Source organism: Streptomyces sp. NPDC000345 (genome assembly GCF_042898825.1).
Classification (GTDB): Bacteria; Actinomycetota; Actinomycetes; order Streptomycetales; family Streptomycetaceae; genus Streptomyces.
On the sequence record NZ_JBIAZE010000022.1, the window covers coordinates 42,926 to 65,782 of the forward strand.

The window sequence follows — 22,857 nt, forward strand, 5'->3', positions numbered from 1 at the left end:
GGCGGCGGGCGTCGTCAGCGGCGGGCGAGTTCCGCCGCGATCGCGGCCGCCCAGGCGTCGACGGCGGCCCAGTCGCGGTAGTCGCCGAACCGGCCGCCCACCAGGCGGAACAGGACGCGTCCGGTGACGGGCAGCTGCTCCCGCGCGACGACACCGGAGAACAGCCGGTGCTCCCGGTACGCCTGATCACCGGGCAGACTCGCGACGATCACCGGGATCTCCTTGTCCGCCATGCGCTTCCACGGTCCGCGCAGCGCGGCCGGCATCCCGACGCTGAAGAGCCACACCGGCCGGGTGCCCAGTACCTCCGCATGAGCGCGTACGAAGTCCTTGGCCGGATCCAGCCAGGTCTGCCCGTGCACGGCACTGCCCAGGACGAACGCGTCGTACGCGGAGGCGTCGTCCACGCTCTCCACCGGCCTCGCCTCGGCCGTCAGCCCCGCCTCGCGCAACCCGGCGGCCAGCCGCTCGGCGATCCCTCGCGTCGAACCGTGCGCCGTCGCGTATCCCACCAGAACGTTCATGACGTCACCTCACCCCGACGTTTCTCCGTCGCGCGGCACGTCGATCCGCGGTCCGAGAATCTCACACACCCTCGCGGCGAGCAGCCGGACCGGGCCGGCACGGCCCGTCGGCCGGCCGGGCGGGCGACGGGGCCCGCCCGGCCGTGCGCACCGGGCCGTCGTCACCGGTTCACGGTCAGCGGCACGGTGTCGACGGTCACGGGCCTGCCGTCCTTCGGCGACAGGTAGTACGCGGTCAGCCGGCCGGGCCCGCTTCCCGCGGCCTTGTACGGGAAGGTGACGTCGAAGGTGCCGCGCGTCCCCGTGCCCGACGTGGCCATTACCCGGACGTCGGCGGCGGTGCGCCCGGTGCTGTCGGTGACCTTCAGCCGGAACACGGCCTCGAACGTGTCGGCACTGCCCCGGACCCTCAGCGGGGTCCGCACGGTGTCACCGATCAGCGGGGACTCCACCAGGACGGCCGGAGCGAGGTCCTCGAAGTCGGCCCGTCCCACCGGCCCGTCGAGGACGACACCCTCGCCGCCGAAGTGCTTCACCGGCTTGCCGTCGAGTGCGAAGGCGACCTTGTCCACCGCCGGGAGGCGCGTCACGGTGAACACCACCTGGGCGAGGCGCGCCCGCATGGACAGGCTGCCGCCGCCGTCGTCGTACCTCTCCGAGAGGTCCACGGTGGCCACACGGCCCCGGATCACGACGGAGTTCAGCGTCGTGCCGGCCGGGATGGCCGTCGTACGCCTGTGCCCGCGCTCGAAGGAGTCCGGGCCGGCCAGCAGGGCGCGCACGGCTCCGGTGGCGGTGGCCGGCGCGGTCACGGTGCGCGGGGCGGGCGAGACCTGCTCGCCGTGCAGGAAGTACACCGCCGTACGGACCGACGTCGCCGCGGTGCCGGTGCCGGTGCCGCCGCTCGTCGAGGAGGCGGCGGGCGGGGCGGGGCTCGTCCTCGGGGCGGTGGAGGGAGACGACGCGGACGGCGCGGGGGTGCCGGAGGCGCCGCCGGACGTGGCCGGGCCGGAGGGCCGCTCGGTGCCGGCCGGCGTGCCCGGACCGGAGCCCGAGCCGCACGCGGCCACGGCGAGGAGAGGGAGCGTCAACGCCGCGGTGAGCACGGGGCGGTGGCGTCGGCGGGTGCTGCGGGGGCTCGGGGCTTCGCTGTTCATGGCAGCCTCCTGTGACCCCTCCAGCCAAGCTCCGCGCAGGCGTGGTTTCCAGGGCTGACCGGCCTCTTTCACAGAGCCGACCGGTCCCCGTCCGCCCACGGAGCCGACCGGTCCCCCGTCCAGCCACGACACCGGCCGGCGCCTCGTCCGACCGAACAGCCGACGGCCCCCGACGACCGCCCATGACCCTGGCCTGCCCCCCCGCCGGCCCCGTCCCGCTCCCGGAACGACAAGAGGCCGTACCGGAATGCTCCGATACGACCTCTGACCTGACCTGTGCTGTCACAAGTCGGGACGACAGGATTTGAACCTGCGACCCCTTGACCCCCAGTCAAGTGCGCTACCAAGCTGCGCCACGTCCCGCCGCGCTGCCGCGGCGGTGAGCTGCGGGAACGCGCAGGAAAACCTTACCGTACGCGGGCGGGTGCCGGGGTCGGCGACTGCCGCGTCACCGGTTCCGGCAGCCGGGCGGGAGGTCCCGCGGGCACCAGGAGGAAGGCCAGGGCTGCGCCCGGGCAGAGCGCCCAGCGCGACCGTGTCCTGGCCGGCGCACTGGACGGGGTGCGCGCCGGGCGCTGGCGTGAGGCCCGGCCGGCGGGCGCGTCAGTGGGTGAGGGAGGGCGGTGCGGTGGAGCCGCGTACCCGCAGCTCGACGGCCGGGCCGAGGGGTTCCGGCGGGAGGGGCCTGCCCTCGACGACGGCGGTCAGGACGGCGACGGCGTGGCCGGCGACGGCGGCGAGGTCCTGGCGGAGGGTGGTCAGGGGCGGCGAGAGGTGGGCGGCCGCGGGGACGTCGTCGCAGCCGACCACGCTCACGTCCTGCGGCACGGTCCGCCCGGCCTCGGCGAACGCCCGCAGCACCCCGATCGCCATGTCGTCTCCGGCGGCGAACACCGCGGTGACATCGGGCAGCCGGGCGAGTTCGCGCCCCGCCGCGTACCCGGACGCGGGGGTCCAGTCGCCCTCGGCGGGCAGGGGCGGCTCGGTGGCCCCGGCGGCGGCGAGGGCCTCGCGCCAGCCGCGCAGCCGCTCACGGGCGCTGAACCAGTGCTGCGGGCCGGGGACGTGCCGGACGGTGCGGTGCCCGAGGGAGAGCAGATGCGCGGTGGCCGTCCGGGCGGCGGCGACCCCTCCGGACGGTACGACGACGCCGCGGCCGCCCGCCGTCGCGACGGGGGCACCGAGGCTGACGACGGGCAGATGTCCGGGGAGCCGGAGCGGGCGGCCGTCGTGGATCGGCTCGGCCAGCACCACGCCGTCCACACCCTGCTCCAGCAGCGACTCCACGGCGGCGGTGACGCCCCGGCCCGCCGGGGCGGTCGCTAGGGCGCAGGCGTATCCGGCCCGCCGCACCGCCTGCTCCAGGCCCAGAAGGAGCGAGGCCGGGCCGTGCAGCGCGGAGCCGGGGGCGACCACGCCGATCCTGCGGTAGCGGCCGAGCAGGAGGGCGCGGGCGGCGGTGTTGGGGCGGTAGCCCAGGTCCCGGACGACCCGAAGGACACGCTCCCGCACCTCGGGACCGACATGCGGCTCGCCGTTGACGACCCGGGACACCGTCTTCTGGGAGACACCGGCGGCGCGCGCCACCTCTGTCATCCCCGGGCCGCGCCGGGGCCGGGCCGACGTCATGGGCGACTCCCTGCCGCATGCGGAAGCGACCACGCGGCCAAGCCGGTCGACGACCTCCCGAGGACCGGCTTGACTACGTAGTCACATCAGTCTTGGCGTTGGATGTGTGCACGTCAAGCCCCCTCCCGGTCCTTCCCGGACACGCGGCCCCCGACACACGGATTTTCCTCCCGCACCCCGCGCGGGCCGGGAATGGGCACCCCGATCCGGACATGCCGTCCAAAGGAACCCATTTCTTTCGGTCGTTCATGTTTCTACCGCGTGAGTCCGGAGTGAACGCCGACGGGCCCGAAAGGAATTCATCCGGTTTCCTCCGCCCTGGCCACCGGCCCATGACTGACCGAATCATTGCGGCTGGTCACCAGCCGATCGTTCGATCGTTGACCGGTGAGTAATAAGAGCACTACCTTTCAACGCGTTTCGAGCAAGCGTTTTAATCCCCCGTTCCGCGGTGATCCGTGCCCGCCGGAATGCGGTGCACCGCCTTTGCTGTCCTGAACCCCCCACCCTGCGGTTTCACGTTGATTCGGAGAATCATGGCGTCCGCTGCGCGTTCCGAGGACATGATCATCGGCATCACCCCTTTCGGCGAGCCCGATGCCGGGCTCGCCCTCGCGGTCGGCCGGGCCGGCGGCCTAGGCGTGCTGGACCTGGGGCCCGGAGACCGAAGAGCGCGCGAGGCACTGGCCCGGCTGCGCCGCGCGTCCCCGGGCGCGTTCGGCGTGCGGATCGGACCGGGCTGCCGGCTCACCCCCGCCGATCTCGTCCCTTCCGCCGCCCGCGCCGATCCTGCCGGGGGCGATCCCGGACCGGCCGGTCCGCACACGGTGGTTCTCGCCGTCGGCGCGCCCTGGACGGTCGCGGAAGTGAACGGCCGCCACCGGGTGCTGGTGGAGGTCACCGATCTGGCGGGCGCGCGGGAAGCGGCACGCGCCGGGGCGCACGGGCTGATCGCGCGGGGCGCCGAGTGCGGTGGCCGGATCGGCGAGCTGGGCACGTTCGTCCTGCTCCAGCGGTTGCTCGCGGCGGACGGCCCGGGGCTGCCGGTGTGGGCGTGCGGCGGCATCGGCCCGCGCACGGCCGCCGCCGCGGTGGCCGGCGGGGCGGCCGGTGTCGTCCTGGACAGCCAGCTCGCCCTGCTCGACGACGCGGCGACGCCGGAGCCCGCGGCCGCCGCGCTGCGCGCGATGGACGGCTCGGAGACCGTCGTCGTGGCCGGTCACCGCGTCCTGCAGCGGCGCGGCCCCGACGCCCCGCGGGTCCCGGACGGCGCCGGACCGGACGAGGTGGCGGCGCTGCTGGGGGCGCGGGATCCGCGCACCCAGCTGCTCCCGGTGGGACAGGACGGCTTCCTCGCCGCCCGCTTCGCCGAGCGCCTGCGTGACGTCCGGCGGACGGTGCGCGCCCTGCGCGAGGCGGTCCTGGACGCCGTACGCGACGACACGGCCGTACGGGCGCTGCGGGCGGACTCGCCGATGAGCCGGGCGCTCGGCACCCGGCTGCCCGTCGCGCAGGGGCCGATGACCCGGGTGAGCGACGAGGCTCCCTTCGCCGCCGCGGTCGCCGAGGCGGGGGCGCTGCCGTTCCTCGCGCTGGCGCTGGCGGACGGCGCGCGGACGCGGGCGCTGCTCGCCGGGACCAGGGAGGCGCTGGCGGGCCGGCCCTGGGGCGTGGGCGTGCTCGGCTTCGCGCCGGAGGACGTGCGCGCCGCCCAGCTGGAGGCGGTACGGGAGCTGCGGCCGACGCACGCGATCATCGCGGGCGGGCGGCCGTCCCAGGCGCAGGCGCTGGAGCGGGACGGCATCCGGACGTTTCTGCACGTGCCGTCGCCGGGGCTGCTGCGGCAGTTCCTCCAGGCAGGGGCGCGCCGGTTCGTGTTCGAGGGCTCGGAGTGCGGCGGGCATGTGGGACCGCGCGGCAGCTTCCCCCTGTGGGAGGCCCAACTCGCTGTTATCGAGGACTACTTGACCGACGGGGACGGCTCGGGCCTCGAGGTGTTCTTCGCCGGCGGCGTGCACGACGAGCGGTCGGCGGCGATGGTCGCCGCGCTGGCCGCGCCGCTGACCGCGCGCGGTGCGGCGGTCGGCCTGCTCATGGGGACGGCGTACCTGTTCACCGAGGAGGCGGTGGCGCACGGCGCGATCCGGCCGCTGTTCCAGCGGCAGGTCCTGGACGCCGAGCGCACCACGCTTCTGGAGTCGGCGCCGGGGCATGCCACCCGGTGTGTGCCCAGCCCGTTCGCGGCCGGATTCCGCGAGGAGGAGGCGCGGCTGCGTGCGGCGGGCGTGCCCGACCGGCGGATCTGGGAGGAGCTGGAACGCCTCAACGTCGGCCGGCTGCGCGTCGCCAGCAAGGGCGTGACCCGGGACGGCGACGGACTGCTCACGCCGGTCGACGAGCAACGCCAGTACGCCGAGGGGATGTTCATGGCCGGGGAGGTGGCCGTGCTGCGCTCGGCGACCACCACCCTCGCGGCGCTGCACGCGTCGGTGACGACGGGCGCGGCCGGCCGTCTGGCGCTGCGGGCGGCCGAGTTGGGCGTGCGGACCGGGCCGGACACGGAGACCGAGGCCCCGGCCCCGCTCGACATCGCCGTCGTCGGGATGGCGTGCATGTTCCCGCAGGCGCCCGATCTGCCCACCTTCTGGGCCAACGTGGTCGGCGGCGTGGACGCGGTCGGCGAGGTGCCGGCCGAGCGCTGGGACCCGGCCGTCCATCACGGCGCGTCGACACCGTCGAAGTGGGGCGGCTTCCTGCCCCCGATCCCCTTCGACCCGCTGCGCTACGGCATCCCGCCCGCGTCCCTCGGCAGCATCGAGCCGGTGCAGCTGCTGTCCCTGGAAGCCGCCCGGCGGGCTCTGGAGAACGCCGGATACGGCGACGGGGGACGGGAGTTCGACCGCTCGCGCACCTCGGTGGTGTTCGGGGCGGAGGCGGGCAGCGACCTGTCGAACGCGGCCACGCTGCGGGCCGTCCTGCCCTCGTACTACGGGACGGTCCCGGCGGGCCTGGAGGACCAGCTCCCGCAGCTCACCGAGGACTCCTTCCCCGGCATGCTCGCCAACGTCATCTCCGGGCGGATCGCCAACCGTCTCGACCTCGGCGGCGCCAACTACACCGTCGACGCGGCCTGCGCGTCCTCGCTCGCCGCGGTGGACGTCGCCTGCAAGGAACTCGTCGCCGGCACCTCCGACCTCGTGCTGTGCGGTGGTGCCGACCTGCACAACGGCATCAACGACTACGTCCTGTTCTCCTCCGTCCACGCCCTGTCGCCCACCGGCCGCTCCCGCGCCTTCGACGGCTCGGCGGACGGCATCGCGCTCGGCGAGGGCGTGGCCTGTGTCGTCCTGAAGCGCCTCGCGGACGCCGAGCGCGACGGCGACCGGATCTACGGCGTAGTCAAGGGCCTCGGCTCCTCCAGCGACGGCCGCTCCCTGGGCCTGACGGCGCCCCGCCCGGAAGGCCAGCGGTCGGCGCTCGAGCGGGCCTACCGCAACGCGGGCGTCTCCCCGGCCGACGTCGGGCTCGTCGAGGCGCACGGCACCGGAACGGTGGTCGGCGACCGCACCGAACTGCGCATCCTGAGCGAGGTGTTCACGGAGGCCGGCGCGAAGTCCGGGGAGTGCGTGCTCGGCTCGGTGAAGTCGCAGATCGGGCACACCAAGTGCGCGGCCGGACTGGCCGGGATGATCAAGACGCTGCTGGCGCTGTACACCGGCGTCAGACCGCCGACCCTGCATGTGAAGGCGCCGAACGCGGCGTGGGACGCGCAGAGCAGCCCGTTCGCCTTCCACGCGGAGGCCCGGCCCTGGGCGGTGCCCGCCCGGGAACGGGTCGCCGGGGTCAGCGCGTTCGGCTTCGGCGGCACCAACTTCCACGTGGTGCTGGGCGCCTACGCGGACGGCGCGCCGCCGGTGCGGGGCCTGGAGGCCTGGCCGGCCGAGCTGTTCGTCTTCCGGGGGCGGGACGAGAACGCGGCCCACCGCGCGGTGGAGGAGCTGCTGAAGGCCGCCGAGGCCGAGGGCCGGCCGTGGCGCCTCAGGGACCTCGCGCTCGGCGCGGCCCGCCGCTCGGACGCGAGCGCCGATCCGGTGCGGGTCGCGGTCGTGGCGGAGGACGTGGACGACCTCGTCGGAAAACTGCGCCGAGCGCTGCGGGGCGAACACGATCCGGGACACGGCCTCCATCGGGCGGGCCGGGACGACGACCGGACCAGCAGGGCCGGCGAGACAGGCGGGACCGGCAGGCCCGCGACGGCTGTTCCGGACGGCGCCCGCGGTACGGCGTCCGCCCCCGGCGTGTCCAGCGCACCGGCCGACGCTGCCCGCCCCGCCGCCGCTCCCGACGCACCCCGTGCCGAGGACGCCGTCGGCAAGGTCGCCTTCCTCTTCCCCGGGCAGGGCAGCCAGCGCACCGGCATGCTCGCCGAACTCTTCGTGACCTTCCCGGAGTTGCGGCCCTACCTGGAACTCGGCCGCTCGCACGCCGACTCGCTGTATCCGCCGGCCGCCTTCGACGACGCCGTACGCGAGCGCCAGCAGGACGCGCTGACGGACACCCGGGTCGCCCAGCCCGCCCTCGGCATCGCCGGGCTCGCCGCCCACGCCGTGCTCACGGCGGCCGGGGTGCATCCGGACATGGCGGCGGGGCACAGCTACGGCGAACTGGTCGCCCTGTGCGCGGCCGGCGCCCTCGATCCCGAGACGCTGCTGGAGCTGAGCGCCGAGCGGGCGGCGGCGATCCTGGGCGCCGCCGAATCCGCCGGGGAGGAGCCCGGGACGATGGCCGCCGTCGCCGCCGGCGCCGAGGAGGTGACCGGTGCCCTGCGGGCTGCGGGCGCACCGGACTCCGTGGTCCTCGCCAACCGCAACTCCCCCGAGCAGACGGTGATATCGGGTCCGACCGACGCCGTCCTCGAAGCCGTACGGCTGCTGCGCGAGGCGGGTCTGGGAGCCAAGCGGATCCCCGTCGCCTGCGCCTTCCACAGCCCGCTCGTGGCAGGCGCCGGCGACCGGTTCGCGGAGGCGCTCGCCGTGCGGCCGGTGCACGCGCCCGAGTTCCCGGTGTGGTCCAACCGTACGGCCGCCCCGTACACCGCCGACCCGGACGCCGTACGGGCCGAACTCGCCGCGCAGATCGGCGCGCCCGTCGCCTTCGCCGACCAGATCGAGGCGATGTACGAGGCCGGGGCGCGGATCTTCGTCGAGGCCGGGCCCGGGTCCGTGCTGACGCGGCTGGTCGGGCGGATCCTCGGGGACCGTCCGCATCGCACGGTGGCCTGCGAGCCGCGGCCGGGCGGCGGTCTGCGCGGCTGGCTGGACGCCCTGGCACAACTCGCCGTGGCGGGGCTGCCGGTGCGCGCCGGATGGCTGTTGCGCGGCCGGGACGCGGTCGACGCCGTCCGCACCCCCGTACCGAAACGCCCCGGCTGGACGGTGGACGGGCACGTGGTCCGCACCGCCGCCGGGGCCCTCCTACCCGGTGCGCTCGCACCGGCCCGACGAGTCGTGGACCCCGCCGAGAGGACTGTGACGACGGTGACGACGAACCCCCCGCACGGCGTCCCGTCCGACCGGGACGCGCTGATCTCCGAGTTCCTGCGCACCAGCCGGGAGATGATCGCCGCCCAACGGGACGTGCTGCTCACCTACTTCGGCGCCACGCCCGGGGAACGGATCGCCCCGCCCGAGGTGGTCGCGGGGCCCGGGCTTTCACCGGCGGTGGCGCCCCTCCCGTCGCCGCGGCCACAGATGCAGGCACAGGCACAGGCACAGGCACAACCGGCGGCACCCGCGCCGCAGGCCGCCGCCTCCGGGGCCGTGGACGTCCAGCAGGTCGTCCTGGAGATCATCAGTGAGCGCACCGGCTACCCCGTCGACATGATCGAGCCCGACCTCGATCTGGAGGCGGACCTCAGCATCGACTCCATCAAGCGCGCCGAGATCGCCGGTGAGCTGGCGAGACGACTGGGCGCCGGGGCCGGTGCGGACCTCACCTCGATGGACGACGCCGAGCTGGAGGAGCTGGCCAAGGCACGTACGGCCGCCGCCGTGACCGACTGGCTCACGTCCCGGCTGGAGAGTCCGGCGCAGGCGTCCGCGCGGTCCGCGGAGAGCGCGCGGGAGGAGGTGACCGGTGAGCCGCCCCGTCGGCACGTGCTGCGCCCGGTCCTCCTCGAGGAGCCGGCCGGTGACCCCGCCGCGGTGCTCTCCGGCACCCGCTGGACCGTCCTCGGGGACGCCCCGGAGACCGCCGCCCGGCTGGTGGCGCACGGCGCCGAGGCCGTCGTACGCCGCCGGGACCATGTGCTGTCGGAGGCCGACGGGCCGGTGGACGGCGTGGTCCACCTCGGAGCCCTGGCGGGCGCGGAGGACGACACCCCGGTGCTGCCGGACGCGTTCCCGGTGCTGAAGGCGGCCCTCGCCCGGGGTCCGCGGTGGCTGCTGGCCGTGCGGCACACGGACGGCGAGGTGCCGGACACCCGGTCCGCGGGTCTGCGGGGCCTGTTCCGGACCGTGGCGCGGGAGTACCCCGAGACGGTCGCCCGGGTCGTCGACCTGGCCGATGTCTCGGCGTCCGCCGTCGCGGACGCGGTGGTCGCCGAGGCCGTCGCCGCCGACCGGACGCCGGTGGTGGTGCGCTCGGCGCACGGACGCCACGGCTTCGAGCTGGCCGAGGAGCCGCTGGGGGCGCTCGCCGGGACGGGCGCCGGGCCCGCCGGGGACGGCGTCGCGGAGGCGGCCGCGCTCGGCCTGGAGCGGGACTCGGTGGTGGTGCTGACGGGCGGGGCCCGTGGCATCACCGCGCAGTTCGCCGCCGCGCTCGCCGGTGCCGCCCGCTGCCGGCTGGAGCTGCTGGGCCGTACGCCCGCCCCGGACGGGCCCGAGGCCGCCGACACGGCCGCCGCCCGCACCCCGGCCGAGCTGCGCTCCGTGCTCGCCGGGCGCGGCGGGCTGAAGCCGGCCGAGATCAACCGGACCGCCGAACTCCTGCTGGCGCAGCGGGAGATCACCGCCACGCTCGCCGAACTCACCGCGCTCGGCGCCCGGGTGCGCTACCGCTCGGTCGACTTCCGGGAGCCCGAGGCGGTGGTGCAGGCGGTCAAGGAGATCCACGCCGAGCACGGCCGGCTCGACGGCGTGGTGCACGCGGCCGGGATCATCGAGGACCGGCTGATCGCGGAGAAGACCGCCGAGTCCTTCCAGCGGGTCTACGGCACCAAGGCGACCGGCGCGGACGCCCTGCTCACGGCGCTGGAGGAACTGCCGTCCGCGCCCTCGTTCACCGTGCTGTTCGGCAGCATCTCCGCCGTCCTCGGCAACCGGGGCCAGGTGGACTACGCGGCCGCCAACGACGCGCTGGAGACCCTCGGCGCCGCCTTCGCCGCCCGCACCGGGCGGCGGGCGGTGACCGTGCACTGGGGCCCGTGGGCGCCCGCGCCCGGGCACGCCGGGATGGTCGGGGCGGAGCTGGCCCGCGAGTACGCCCGGCGCGGCATCCGGCTGATCGACCCCGAGGAGGGGACCGCGGCGCTGCTGCGGGAGCTGGCCTGGGGCGAGCAGTCGGCCACCGCCGTGGTCCACACCGCGTCGGGCTGGTGACGGGCACGGTGACAGCACTCCACCCGGGGTCCGCCCCGGCCCCCTCGACGGCCCGTCACGTGCCCGTCGCCCTGGTCGGGATGGCGGTGCTGCTGCCGGGCGCCGCCGGCCTGGACGCGTACTGGCAGAACCTCCGGGACGGCGTCGACGCGATCGGCGAGGTCCCGGACGGCCGCTGGGACGCCGACTACTACCGGCCCGGCACCGCGGCCGAACCGGCCGTCGCGCACCGGGTCTACGCCCGGCGCGGCGGGTTCGTGGACGGGCTGGCGGAGGTCGAGGTCACCCGGTTCGGGATCATGCCGAACTCGGTGGCCGGCACCGAGCCCGACCAGCTCATCGCCCTGCACGTGGCCTCCGCCGCCCTCGACGACGCGGGCGGCCCGGACCGTCTCCCCGACCGGGGGCGCGTCGGCGTCGTCCTCGGCCGGGGCGGCTACCTCACGCCCGGGCTGGTCCGGCTCGACCAGCGGGTGCGCACGGCGGGCCAGCTCGTGCGCACGCTCGGCGAGCTGCTGCCCGACCTGACGGCCGGCCAACTCGACCTTGTACGAGACGCGTTCACCGAGCGGCTCGGCCCGGACAGTCCCGAGTCGGCGATCGGTCTGGTGCCCAACCTCGCCGCCTCCCGGGTCGCCAACCGGCTCGACCTGCGCGGCCCGGCGTACACCGTGGACGCCGCGTGCGCGTCGTCACTGGTCGCCGTCGACCAGGCGGTCGGCGAACTGGCCTCCGGGCGCTGCGACCTGATGCTCGCCGGAGGCGTCCACCACTGCCACGACATCACCCTGTGGAGCGTGTTCTCCCAGCTCCGCGCCCTCTCGCCCAGCCAGCGCATCCGCCCCTTCCACCGGGACGCCGACGGCCTCCTGATCGGCGAGGGCACGGGGGTCGTCGTCCTCAAGCGGCTGGCCGACGCCGAGCGGGACGGCGACCGGATCTACGCGGTGATCCGGGGCACCGGAGTGGCGAGCGACGGCCGGGCGGCCGGGCTGGTCAACCCCGACCCCGGCGGACAGGCACAGGCCGTACGGCAGGCGTGGCGGGCCGCCGGGCTCGACCCCGCGGCGCCCGGCTCGCTCGGCCTGCTGGAGGCGCACGGCACCGCGACCCCGGCAGGCGACAGTGCCGAACTGACCACCCTCGCCGAGGTGTTCGGGCCGGGGGACGGGGGCGCGGACGCCGTCCTGGGCTCGGTGAAGTCGATGATCGGGCACACCATGCCGGCCGCCGGTGTCGCCGGTCTGGTCAAGGCCGCGCTCGCCGTCCACCACGCCACGCTGCTGCCCACGCTGCACTGCGAAGATCCGCATCCCGCGCTGGCCCGCACCCGGTTCCGCACGCTGGAGAAGGCGGCGGAGTGGGAGACCACCCGGGACCGCCCGGTGCGCCGGGCAGCCGTCAACGCCTTCGGCTTCGGCGGAATCAACGCTCACGTCGTGCTGGAACAGGCCCCGGGCACCCACACGGCAACCGCTGCCCTCACCCCGGTGACGCGTCCGCCCACCGGCCCGCTCCTGCCCCCGGCCCACCCCACCACCGCTCCGGACACCCCGAGGGACACCACGGCCGCCGCTGCCGAGGCCCCAGCGGCCCGCCCCGCCACCGCCGCGATCACGAACTCGGCCCGCCCCTCCTCCCCCGCCGCCGGCCCGCCGGGCATGCGCCCGGCCGCTGCGGACAGACCGGGGTCCCGACCCGCCGCCCCGGCCGACGCGCCCCCGCCCCACCCCGCGACCGGCACGGACACCCCCACGCCCCACCCCGGCACCGGCACCGGCTCGCCCGCGGCCCGCCCCTCCTCCTCCGCTGCCGGCACACCGGCGGCCCGCCCCGCCGCCGTCGCGCAGGTCGGTGAGACCGAACGCGTTCTGCTGCTCGCCGCCGGGTCCCCGGAGGGCCTCCTCGCACTGCTCGACCGTGACGACGACGCCCTACGCGCGGCCGGGCTCGATCCCGCGCGACCCCATCCGGACGCGGGACCGGTCCGGCTCGGGATCGTCGAGCCGACCGCCAAGCGGCTCGCGCTGGCCCGGCGCGCGGTCGGCAAGGGGCGTGCCTGGCACGGCCGCGGCGACGTCTGGTTCCGGCCGGATCCCCTGCTCGGCGCGGGGGGCGGCAAGCTGGCGTTCCTCTTCCCCGGCCTGGAGGGCGACTTCACGCCCCGGGTCGACGACGTCGCCGCCCACTTCGGCCTGCCCGCCCCCGCGCTCCCGCGGGGCCGGACGGAGGACATCGGCCACCACGGCTTCGGTGTGGTCGCCGTGGGCCGCCTCCTCGACACCGCGCTGCGCCGCACCGGGATCGTGCCGGACGCGGTCGCCGGGCACAGCGTGGGCGAGTGGACGGCGATGGCGGCGGGCGGACTGTACGCCGGGCACGAGGTCGACGCCTTCATGGCCGGCTTCGACCCCGGCTCGGTGACCGTCCCCGGGCTGGCCTTCGGTGCGATCGGCGCGTCCGCCGACCGGGTGCTGGCCGCCCTGCGCGACGAGGGCGGGGCCGGGGCGGGGCTCGTCCTCTCCCACGACAACGCGCCCGGCCAGTCGATGGTCTGCGGGCCGGAGGCGGCGGTGGAGGACTTCGTCCGCCTGTTCCGCTCCCGGGGTGTGCTCAGCCAGGTGCTGCCGTTCCGGTCGGGCTTCCACACGCCGATGCTGGAGCCCCACCTCGGGCCGATCAAGGCGGCCGCCGAACGCTTCCGGCTGCACCCGCCGCACACTCCCGTCTGGTCGGGCACGACCGCCGCCCCCTTCCCCGAAGCGGAGTCGGAGATACGGGAGTTGTTCGTCCGGCATCTGCTGGAGCCCGTCCGTTTCCGGCAGTTGGCACAGGCCCTGCACGCGTCCGGGCACCGGGTGTTCGTCCAGGTGGGCCCCGGCCGGCTCGGCTCCCTCGTGGGGGACACCCTCGGCGGACACGATCACCTGGTCGTGGCCGCCAACTCGCCTCAGCGCACCGGCCTGGCGCAGTTGCGCCGGGTGGCCACCGCCCTGTGGACGGCGGGGGCCGGAGTGGCACCCTCGCCGAACCGGCCCCGGCCGGCCACGGGGGCGCGACGGCCGCCCGTCCGGCTGGACCTCGGCGGGGCGCTCGTGTCTCTCGCGCCCGAGACCCTCGCCCCGCTCCGTGCGCGACTGCGCCCCCGCCCCGGCACCAGCTCCGCGCCCGGCCCCGGCCCCGCGCCCGGCCCCGGCGGCACCTCACCGCTGGACGCGCTCGCCGAACGTTCCCCGCTGGCCGCCGAGTTGAACGCCCTGATGCGTGAGACGGCGGACACGGCAGCGATTCTCCTGCGCGGGAGGGCGGACACCGCCGCGGCGCCCGCGCCGGCCCGGACCGCCCCGCCCCGCGTCCCCGCCCCGCTCACCCCCCGCCGCACCACCGTCCGCGTCTCCCCCGACACCATGCCCCACCTCCTGGACCACTGCTTCTTCCCGCAGCGCCCGGGCTGGCCCGACGTGGCCGACCGGTGGCCGGTGGTCCCGGCGACGACGATCGTGCAGCACATCATGGACGCGGCGGCCGAGGCCGCGCCCGGCACGGTGCCGGTCGCGGTGCACGGCGCCCGGTTCGAGGAGTGGCTCACCGCCACCCCGGCCGTCGACGTCCCGGTGACCGCGACGCCCGAGGGCCCGGACCGCATGGCGGTGTCCTTCGGCCCCCGCGCCCGCGCCACCGTCGAACTGGCCCCGCGCCATCCCGCGCCGCCTCCGGCCCCCTGGCCGGTCCGCGCCGCCGAGCACACCCCCGGCCACACCGCCGCCCAGCTCTACGGCGAACGGTGGATGTTCCACGGCCCGGCGTTCCAGGGCGTCACCGAGCTGACCGCGATCGGCGACCGGCACGTCCGCGGGATCATCACGACCCCGCCCGCACCCGGCGCCCTGCTGGACAACGTCGGGCAGATCCTCGGCTACTGGATCATGGCGACCCGCTCCGAGCGGACCGTCGTCTTCCCGGTCGGCATGCGGGAGCTGCGGTTCTTCGGACCGCACCCGGCGCCCGGCACCGAGGTCGGCTGCTTCGTCCGGATCACCTCGCTCACCGACACCGTCCTGGAGGCCGACGTCCAGCTGACGGTCGACGGCACGGTGTGGGCCGAGCTGTCCGGCTGGCAGGACCGCCGCTTCGACAACGACCCGAAGACCCGGCCCGTCGAGCGCTTCCCCGAGCGCAACACGCTGTCCGAGGCCCGGCCGGGTGGCTGGTCGCTGCTGCACGAGCGGTGGCCGGACCTCGCCTCCCGCGAGCTGATCATGCGCAACTCCCTGGGCGGGGAGGAGCGTTCGCAGTACGCGGCGCACGCCCCGCGCGGCCGCAGACAGTGGCTGCTCGGCCGGATCGCGGTCAAGGACGCCGTACGGCGGTGGCTGTGGGACCACGGCGAGGGGCCGGTCTTCCCGGCCGAACTGCGGGTGGGCAACGACGAGTCGGGCCGCCCCTGGGTCACCGGAGTGCACGGGCGCAGCCTGCCGCCGCTGAGCGTGTCACTGGCCCACCGCGCGGAGGCGGGCGTCGCGATCGTCCGGCCGCACACACCGGGGCCGGGGCCGGGCATCGACATCGAGGAGGTCACCGACCGCACCCCGGAGACGGTCGCCGCGGCGCTGGGGGCCGATGAACTCCGCCTCCTGCACGGCCTGTCGGCCACCACCGGCGACTCCACGGCCCGCTGGTTCACCCGCTTCTGGGCGGCGAAGGAGGCCGTCGCCAAGGCGGAGGGAACCGGATTCGGCGGGCGGCCGCGGGACTTCACCGTGCTCGACGCGACCCCGTCCGGCGACCGGCTGACCGTCGCGGGCCGGCTGGCCCGTGCCTACACCGTCCACTGCGAGCCGGCCGCCAACCCGCCCGCCCTGCCGGCCCGGGAGTACGTCGTCGCCTGGACCCCGGGACCCACTCAAGCGAAGGAGTACGACCGATGACCCCCGTCACCGCCGACGAGGAGAGCGTCCTCGCCGATCTCACCGGCATGCTCACGCGGCTCCTGGAGGACGAGTACGGCGTCGACGACGCCGAGATCGGCATGGAGACCACCTTCCACCGCGACCTGGAGCTGGAGAGCATCGACCTGGTGACCCTGGCCGGCCTGCTCCAGGAGCGGTACGGCGACCGGGTCAACTTCGCCGAGTTCCTGGCCGGCATGGAGTTCGACGAGATCATCGAGCTCACCGTGGGCCGGCTCGTCACCCACGTGGTGACCAGCCTCGAGACGGCGGGGGCGAGCTGAGCCATGGCGATGGTCGACACCGGCGCCGTCCGGCTGCACGTCCAGCGGATCGGCCCCCGCCAGGGCCGACGGGCCACCGCCACCGTGGTGCTGGTGCACGGCCTGCTCACCGACAGCCTGGCCAGCTACTACTTCACCGTCGCCCCCGCCTTCGCGGCCGCCGGCCTCGACGTCGTCATGTACGACCTGCGCGGCCACGGACGCAGTGAACGCCCGGCCGACGGCTACACCCTGGACCACAACATCGACGACCTGGAGGCGCTCCTGGACCGGCTGGGGGTGACCGGGCCGGTGCATCTGGTGGGCAACTCCTACGGCGGCACGATCGCCTTCGGCTACGCGGCCCGCCACCCCGAGCGGGCGGCCGGTGTCTCCCTCATCGAGTCCGAGCCGGCCACCCCCGCCTGGGCGGAGAAGCTGGACGGCATCCTGCACTGGGTGGTGGCCCAGCTGGCGCACAACGAGCCCGAGGCCATCGCCTGGGTGAGCGCCCACCGCGGCCGGCACACCGCCCGGCTGGCCAAGGGCGCGGCGCGCCTGGTGCGGGAGACCACGCTCGCCCGGGACATCCCGGCCAGCCGGGTGCTGACGGAGGAGCAGATCGCGGTGGTGCGCTGCCCGGTGCTCGGCCTGTACGGCGGTGACTCCGACCTGGCCGGGCTGGTGCCCTGGCTGCGGGCGGTGCTGCCGGACTGCCGGACCGTGGTGGTACCGGGCCATGAGCACTCGGTCCTGGTGGAGGCGCCGGGGACGGTGGGCGGTCACGTCCTGTCCCTCGTGGAGGAGACGCTCCGGGTGGCGGCCCGGTGAGCCGGTTCCTGTTCGTCGTGCCGCCGCTGGTGGGGCACATCAACCCGGCCGTCGGGGTCGCCGCCGAACTCGTCGCGCGCGGGCACCGGGTGGCGTGGGCGTGTCCCGATCCGGAGCTGGTCGGACGGCTCGCGGGGTCCGGGGCGGCCGTGTTCGCCTGCGCCGGCGCTCCCCCGGGGGAGCGGCCCGCCGATCTGCGGGGTCCGGAGGCGCTGAAGTTCCTGTGGGAGTGGTATCTGCTGCCGCTGGCCGAGGCGATGGCGCCGGGGGTGCGGGCGGCGGTGGCGGAGTTCCGTCCGGATGTGGTCGTCGCCGACCAGCAGGCCTTCGCGGGAGCGCTCACCGCCGAGCGGCTGGGTCTGCCGTGGGCGACCTCGGCGACCACCTCGGCGGAGCTCACCGATCCGCTGGCCGGGCTGCCCAGGGTCAGGGAGTGGCTGGACGAACGGCTGGCCGCCCTGCGCGCCGCCGTCGGCGATCCGGCGGGCACCGCCGACCCCCGGTTCTCCCCGCGTCTCGTCCTCGCCTTCAGCACCCCGGAGCTGGCGGGTGCCGTGGCGGGTGTCCGCTGGGTCGGGCCCTCGATCACGGCCCGCCCGGTGCCGTCCGGTTTTCCCTGGGAGTGGCTCGGCGGCGACCGCGCCACGGTACTGGTCTCCCTCGGCACCGCCAACGCCGATGCCGGCGGCCGGTTCCTCGACGTCTGCCGCGAGGCGCTGCGTGAGCGGGCCGACCGGGTGCGGGCGGTGATCGTCGATCCGGGGGGCGTCCTCGGCGCGGACGGCGACGGCGCGGACGGCGGTGACGACAAGGACGTACTGATCGTGCCGTCCGTGCCTCAACTCGCCCTGCTGGAACGGGGCGTCGACGCTGTCGTCTGCCACGCCGGGCACAACACCGTGTGCGAGGCGCTGTGGCACGGCGTTCCCCTGGTGGTCGCCCCCATCCGGGACGACCAGCCGGTGGTGGCCGGGCAGGTCGTGGCCGCGGGGGCCGGGGTGCGGGTGCGGTTCGGCCGGGTCACGGCGCCGAGGCTGGGGGCGGCGCTGGACGCCGTACTGCACGAGCCCGGATACCGGGCGGCGGCCGGGCGGATCGGCACGGCCTTCCGGGCCGCGGGCGGCGCACCGGCCGCCGCGTCCCGTCTCGAGGAGCTGGCAAGGGAGTCGGAATGAGCGACAGGAGAGGGCAGGGCGAGCGGATCGCCCGGCTGCGGCCCGCCTACCAGGCCGACATCGCCGCCGGCACGGCGCGCTTCTTCGAGCCCCGGCGCACCACCTGCCCCTGGTGCGGCGGCACCGGGCTCACCCACCGGCTGCGCACCCGCGACCTGCTTCAGCACAAGCCGGGCCGGTTCGTCCTGGACCGGTGCGAGGGCTGCGGGCACGTCTTCCAGAACCCCCGGCTGAACGCGGAGGGGCTGGAGTTCTACTACCGGGACTTCTACGACGGCCTCGGCGAGAAGAAGCTCGGCGACACCTTCGGCGGGCGGACGAAGACGTACCGCGGGCGGGCCGAGTCGATGCTGCCGCACGACCGCGCGCCGAAGACATGGCTGGACGTCGGCACCGGACACGGTCACTTCTGCGCGGCGGCGCGGCAGGTGCTGCCGGACACGGTGTTCGACGGGCTGGACTTCACCGACGGCGTCGAACTCGCCGAGCGGGAGGGCCGGGTGGAGCGCGGCCACCGGGGCAGCTTCCCGGAGCTGGCGCCCGAACTGGCCGCCCGCTACGACGTGGTGAGCATGTTCCACTACCTGGAGCACAGCACGGACCCCGATCGCGAGCTGCGGGCCGCGCGGGAGGCGGTGCGGCCGGGCGGGCATCTGCTCGTGGAGGTCCCCGATCCCGAGAGCCGTTACGCGCGGCTGCTCGGCCGCTGGTGGCTGCCGTGGCTGCAGCCGCAGCACCTGCACTTCGTACCGGTCGCCAACCTGCGGGACCGGCTGGCGGCGCTGGGCTTCACGGTGGTCGCGGAGCAGCACGCGCAGGCGCACGACCCGGTGGACCTGCTGGCCGCCGTGTGGCTGGCGCTGGACCACGCGGCGCCGCGCGAGGACGCGCCGTGGCTGCCCGAGCCGCCGGGCGCGCTGCGCCGCGCGCTGCGGGCCGGTCTGCTGATCGCCGGTGTTCCGGCACTCGCCGCGGGTGCCCTGCTCGACCGGTTCGCGGTGCGGCCGCTGGCGCACCGGCTGGGTGTGTCGAACGCCTACCGGATCGTGGCCCGGCGCGACTGACGGGTGGGCACACGGGGTGCGCCGTGCTAGTTTCAGGCCCACTGAACCATCAGGAATCCTGGCAATCGACGTACGGCTCGACGAACGGAACCCGCATGTCCATCCTGGCCAGACCCGCGGTGGCGGCCCGCGCCGCCAGAGCGATGCAGGGCCTGACCCGGCTGGCGGGCCGTCGGTCGGGCGGCCCCGGCTCCACGGCCGCCTGGCAGGCCCGCTTCCCCGAGTACCCGCGTGACACGAGTGAGGCGACGGTCCCCACGTCGGTGGCCCCGGCACCGGTCACGGTGTACCTGCCGCCGGCCGGCACGGCCACCCGGCCACCGGTCCACGTCAACTTCCACGGCGGCGGCTACGTCGTGTCGACGCCGGTGATGGACGACGCGCTGTGCCGCTTCCTCGCCGTCGAGGCGGGGGTGGTCGTGGTCAACGTGCGGTACGTCGTCGCCCCGCAGCATCCCTTCCCGGCGCCCACCACGCAGGCGTACGAGGTGGTGCGCTGGGTGGCCGGCCACGGCGCGGAACACGGCTGGGACGGCGGCCGGCTCACCGTGGGCGGACAGAGCGCGGGCGGCGGGCTCACCGCGGCCGTGGCCCGCCTGGCCCTGGAGCGGGGCGAGCCCCGGATCGCGCTCCAGGTCCTGCACTATCCGCCACTGGACCTGGCCACCGGCGCCAGGGACAAGAAGGCCGCCGTCGCCAGGCCCCGGCTGCGGCCCTGGATGGCGGAGGTCTTCGACACGTCGTACGTGCCGGACCCGCGCGAGCGCACGGACCGGCTCGTCTCCCCGGCGCATCCCTCGGACACCGCCGATCTGCGGGGCATCGCCCCGGCCCTGGTGATCACCGCCGAGTACGACCTGCTGCGCGCCGAGGCGACGCGCTACGCCGAGCGGCTGCGCGCGGCAGGCGCGCTCGCCGAGCACCACGAGGTCACCGGCGCCGACCACGGCTACGACACCGAGGACGACGAGAAGGCCCGCGCCGCCTACGCCCTGATGGCCCGTCACATCCGGCGGGCCACCGCGCCCGGCGTCTCCTGACGGACACGGGCGTTCGCGCTCCTGCCGGAAGCCGCTGTTCCCCTGTTCGGCGGCTTCCGGCAGGGCGACCCCCGGATTCCGGGCCCGCGACCCGACGTCGTCCGGCATGGATGAGCGTCCACCCGGTCGGCTCCGGGCCGCTGCGTCCGCGCAACTCTGGTCCGCGGCACCGGCGGAGTCCCGCCGCGGACCCCGCGTGCCAGAGCGGGCGACGTCCGGCGCGTCGCGTCCGCTCAGCGCACGCCGGCCGTGACCGCCTCCGCGACGACCTCGGCCACGGCCGCCGGCTGTTCGACCAGGACCGCGTGCCCCGCGTCGGGCACCGTGACCGTGCGGATGTGCGGGCAGGCCGCGAGGCCGCGCCGTTCGGCGTCCGTCAGCCCGATCTCGTCGTGGTCGCCGCGCACCACCCAGGCCGGTACGCCGGCCTCGCACAGCCTCGGCACCAGGGACGGATAGCGGTCGAGGTAGGCGTAGTAGTCCCGTACGATCCGGCGGCAGGTCGCCGGATCGTTGTCCGCCATCACCGCCGCCAGCGCCTCCGCCCGCTGGGGCGGCAGTTCGCGTTTCATCGCCCGGGGCAGCAGCCCGAGCATGCCGGCCCAGACCATCGCGCCGAGCCCCGGCACCCGGCCCACGGCGTTCACGACGGCCAGGGACTTCATCTCGTCCCCGCGCGAGAAGGTCGGCGACAGCAGCACCAGCGGGCCCTCGAACAGGCCCAGGGCCGCCATCTCGATCGCCACGTTGGCGCCCAGACTGTGCCCCACGACCACGTCGCAGCCGGACTCGGCGGCGAAGTCCGCCATGAGCCGGGCGTAGTGCTCCATGGACACGTCCTCGGGCGGCTCGGTACGGCCGAAGCCGGGCAGGGTCACCGCGACCATCCCCAGCCCCGCCACCGCGGGCTCGGCCATGACGTCCACGCAGAACTCGGTGGTGCACAGTCCGCCCGGGATCATCATGACCCGGTGCGGGGCGTCCGCCGGGCCCGCCCGGCGGATCTCCCAACGCTCACCCATACAACGAGCGTGACCCCGCGCGCCGCTCCCCGCACCCCGAACGGGGAGCGGGACGCCGGCCGCCGCACACGAGGTGCGGGGCCGGCGTCAGGTCGTTCCCCCGGTGTCCGTGCAGGCCGGTCAGTGCGCGCCCACCAGCTCCTGGTCGGTGGTGCGCGGCGCCTGCTGCGCGCTGCGCAGCGCGGCGATCCCGATGAAGACCATGGACGAGACACCGGCGAGCGCGAAGGCGGTGAAGCCCCAGTCGCCGTGGCCCGCGGCGAGCAGCTGGCCGCCGAGCCAGGGGCCGAAGACGGCTCCGAAGCGGCCCATGCCGGAGGTCCAGCCGACGGCGGTGGCACGGTTGTCCGGGGCGGACCGGATCGACACCGTCGCGTAGATCATCGTCTGGGCGCTGTTGAGGAAGACGCCGGTGAGGAAGACCACGATCATCGTGACGCTCGTGGACATGTGCACGCTGAGCAGATAGACACCGGCGGCGGTGAGCGCGAACCAGACCGCCGAGATGCGGGGCGCGCCGAAGCGGTCGGCGGCGCGGCCGGCCACGAGCATGCCCGCGATGCCGCCGAGGTTGAAGACGACGACGAACGTCAGGGCGTTGGCGAGCGCGTAGCCCTCGGCGCGCATCAGGGTCGGCAGCCAGGTGGCGACGCCGTAGACGAGGAGCAGACCGCCGAAGGAGGCCAGCCAGTACAGCAGGGTCTGGGTCCACTCGCCGCCGCGGAAGAGGCCGGCGAGGGCGTCCCAGCGGTCGGCGGCCGTCCTGCGGCCGGACTTCGCGGCGGGCAGCTCGACGTCGTAGCGGGCGGCGAGCGCGTCCGCCTCCTGGTTGCGGCCCTTGGCGACGAGGAAGCTCAGCGACTCGGGCAGGAACTTGGCGAGCACGGGGGCGAACAGCAGCGGCACCACGCAGACCCAGAAGGCCGCGCGCCAGCCGACCGGGTCGATCAGCCACTTGGCGACGTAGGCGGAGAGGATGCCGCCGGCGTGGTGGGCGGTCATCAGCAGGCCGATGACGATGGCGGCGCGGCCGCGCGGGGCGTAGTCGGAGACCATGCTGATCGCGGTGGGCAGCAGGCCGCCGAGGCCGACGCCGGCCAGGGTCCGGCCGAGTCCGAAGACCGCGACGCCGTCGGCGAGGGCGCACACCCCGGACGCCAGCGAGAAGAGGACCACGCAGCCGACCATCAGCTTCTTGCGCCCGATCCGGTCGGCGACGGTCCCCGCCGTCAGGGCGCCGACCAGCATGCCGAAGGTGGCGTAGCTGCCGAGGTCGCCGGCCGTGTCCGCGGTGAGGCCGAAGGTCTTCGTCTCCAGCAGGTGCGGCAGCACCGAGCCGTAGATGAACATGTCGAGGCCGTCGAAGAGGACGGCCAGCCAGCACAGACCGACGACCAGGAGGGCCAGTCTGCTGCCGCGGGCGGACAGAGCGGGGGAGGAGGACATCGTTGTTTTCCTCTCGTCCAGGAGGCGTTCCCTGGAGGGGATCTCGAACGGGGGTCCCCCGGCTCGAACGGAGCCGGGAGCCGGGGGCGGGTCTTCAGCGGCTCGTGCGGCTGACCCGGTGCGCTAGACGCTAAGGACCCGCCCCGAGAGTGTCAA

Annotated in this window: 12 protein-coding genes and 1 tRNA gene; 7 read left to right on the forward strand and 6 right to left on the reverse strand. The window is 75.5% G+C overall.

Features of this window, described 5'->3' with window-relative positions; genetic code table 11:
• Positions 1 to 14: 14 nt before the first annotated feature.
• The 4 genes from ACFY30_RS36045 to ACFY30_RS36060 form a co-directional block, all read right to left on the reverse strand.
• Positions 15 to 524, reverse strand: a complete 510-nt coding sequence (locus ACFY30_RS36045) for a flavodoxin domain-containing protein (protein ID WP_390849354.1) — start codon at positions 522 to 524, stop codon at positions 15 to 17.
• Positions 525 to 685: 161 nt separating this feature from the next.
• Complete coding sequence (locus ACFY30_RS36050; protein ID WP_390849355.1) at positions 686 to 1,681, reverse strand: GerMN domain-containing protein; 996 nt, start codon at positions 1,679 to 1,681, stop codon at positions 686 to 688.
• 289 nt (positions 1,682 to 1,970) lie between these two features.
• Positions 1,971 to 2,044 (reverse strand) — tRNA-Pro (locus ACFY30_RS36055).
• Positions 2,045 to 2,284: 240 nt separating this feature from the next.
• On the reverse strand, positions 2,285 to 3,310 hold the full coding sequence (locus tag ACFY30_RS36060; RefSeq protein ID WP_390849356.1) for a substrate-binding domain-containing protein: 1,026 nt from the start codon (positions 3,308 to 3,310) through the stop codon (positions 2,285 to 2,287).
• Positions 3,311 to 3,846: 536 nt separating this feature from the next.
• On the opposite strand from ACFY30_RS36060, the gene ACFY30_RS36065 reads away from it, so the two are divergent.
• The 7 genes from ACFY30_RS36065 (at position 3,847) to ACFY30_RS36095 (ending at position 20,233) form a co-directional block, all read left to right on the forward strand.
• A complete protein-coding gene (locus ACFY30_RS36065; protein WP_390849357.1) occupies positions 3,847 to 10,911 on the forward strand; it encodes an SDR family oxidoreductase in 7,065 nt (2,354 codons plus the stop codon).
• A gap of 80 nt (positions 10,912 to 10,991) precedes the next feature.
• Positions 10,992 to 15,839, forward strand: a complete 4,848-nt coding sequence (locus tag ACFY30_RS36070) for a beta-ketoacyl synthase N-terminal-like domain-containing protein (protein WP_390849436.1) — start codon at positions 10,992 to 10,994, stop codon at positions 15,837 to 15,839.
• Positions 15,836 to 16,144 carry an acyl carrier protein gene (locus ACFY30_RS36075; RefSeq protein ID WP_390849358.1) on the forward strand — a complete coding sequence of 103 codons (309 nt, stop codon included), beginning with the start codon at positions 15,836 to 15,838 and terminating at the stop codon, positions 16,142 to 16,144. The genes ACFY30_RS36070 and ACFY30_RS36075 overlap by 4 nt, the downstream gene beginning before the upstream one ends.
• Before the next feature lie 3 nt (positions 16,145 to 16,147).
• On the forward strand, positions 16,148 to 16,954 hold the full coding sequence (locus ACFY30_RS36080) for an alpha/beta fold hydrolase (RefSeq protein ID WP_390849359.1): 807 nt from the start codon (positions 16,148 to 16,150) through the stop codon (positions 16,952 to 16,954).
• Positions 16,951 to 18,129 carry a glycosyltransferase gene (locus tag ACFY30_RS36085; RefSeq protein WP_390849360.1) on the forward strand — a complete coding sequence of 393 codons (1,179 nt, stop codon included), beginning with the start codon at positions 16,951 to 16,953 and terminating at the stop codon, positions 18,127 to 18,129. The genes ACFY30_RS36080 and ACFY30_RS36085 overlap by 4 nt, the downstream gene beginning before the upstream one ends.
• Positions 18,126 to 19,193: a class I SAM-dependent methyltransferase gene (locus ACFY30_RS36090; RefSeq protein ID WP_390849361.1), complete on the forward strand. Its 1,068-nt coding sequence runs from the start codon at positions 18,126 to 18,128 to the stop codon at positions 19,191 to 19,193. The genes ACFY30_RS36085 and ACFY30_RS36090 overlap by 4 nt, the downstream gene beginning before the upstream one ends.
• A 95-nt stretch (positions 19,194 to 19,288) precedes the next feature.
• Positions 19,289 to 20,233, forward strand: coding sequence for an alpha/beta hydrolase (locus ACFY30_RS36095; RefSeq protein WP_390849362.1), 945 nt, complete (start codon positions 19,289 to 19,291; stop codon positions 20,231 to 20,233).
• Between the two features lie 233 nt (positions 20,234 to 20,466).
• Here the strand turns inward: ACFY30_RS36095 and ACFY30_RS36100 are convergent, their stop codons facing one another.
• Both ACFY30_RS36100 and ACFY30_RS36105 read right to left on the reverse strand, forming a co-directional pair.
• Positions 20,467 to 21,255 carry an alpha/beta fold hydrolase gene (locus ACFY30_RS36100; protein ID WP_390849363.1) on the reverse strand — a complete coding sequence of 263 codons (789 nt, stop codon included), beginning with the start codon at positions 21,253 to 21,255 and terminating at the stop codon, positions 20,467 to 20,469.
• A 120-nt stretch (positions 21,256 to 21,375) separates the two neighbouring features.
• Positions 21,376 to 22,701, reverse strand: a complete 1,326-nt coding sequence (locus ACFY30_RS36105; RefSeq protein ID WP_390849364.1) for an MFS transporter — start codon at positions 22,699 to 22,701, stop codon at positions 21,376 to 21,378.
• Positions 22,702 to 22,857: the final 156 nt, after the last annotated feature.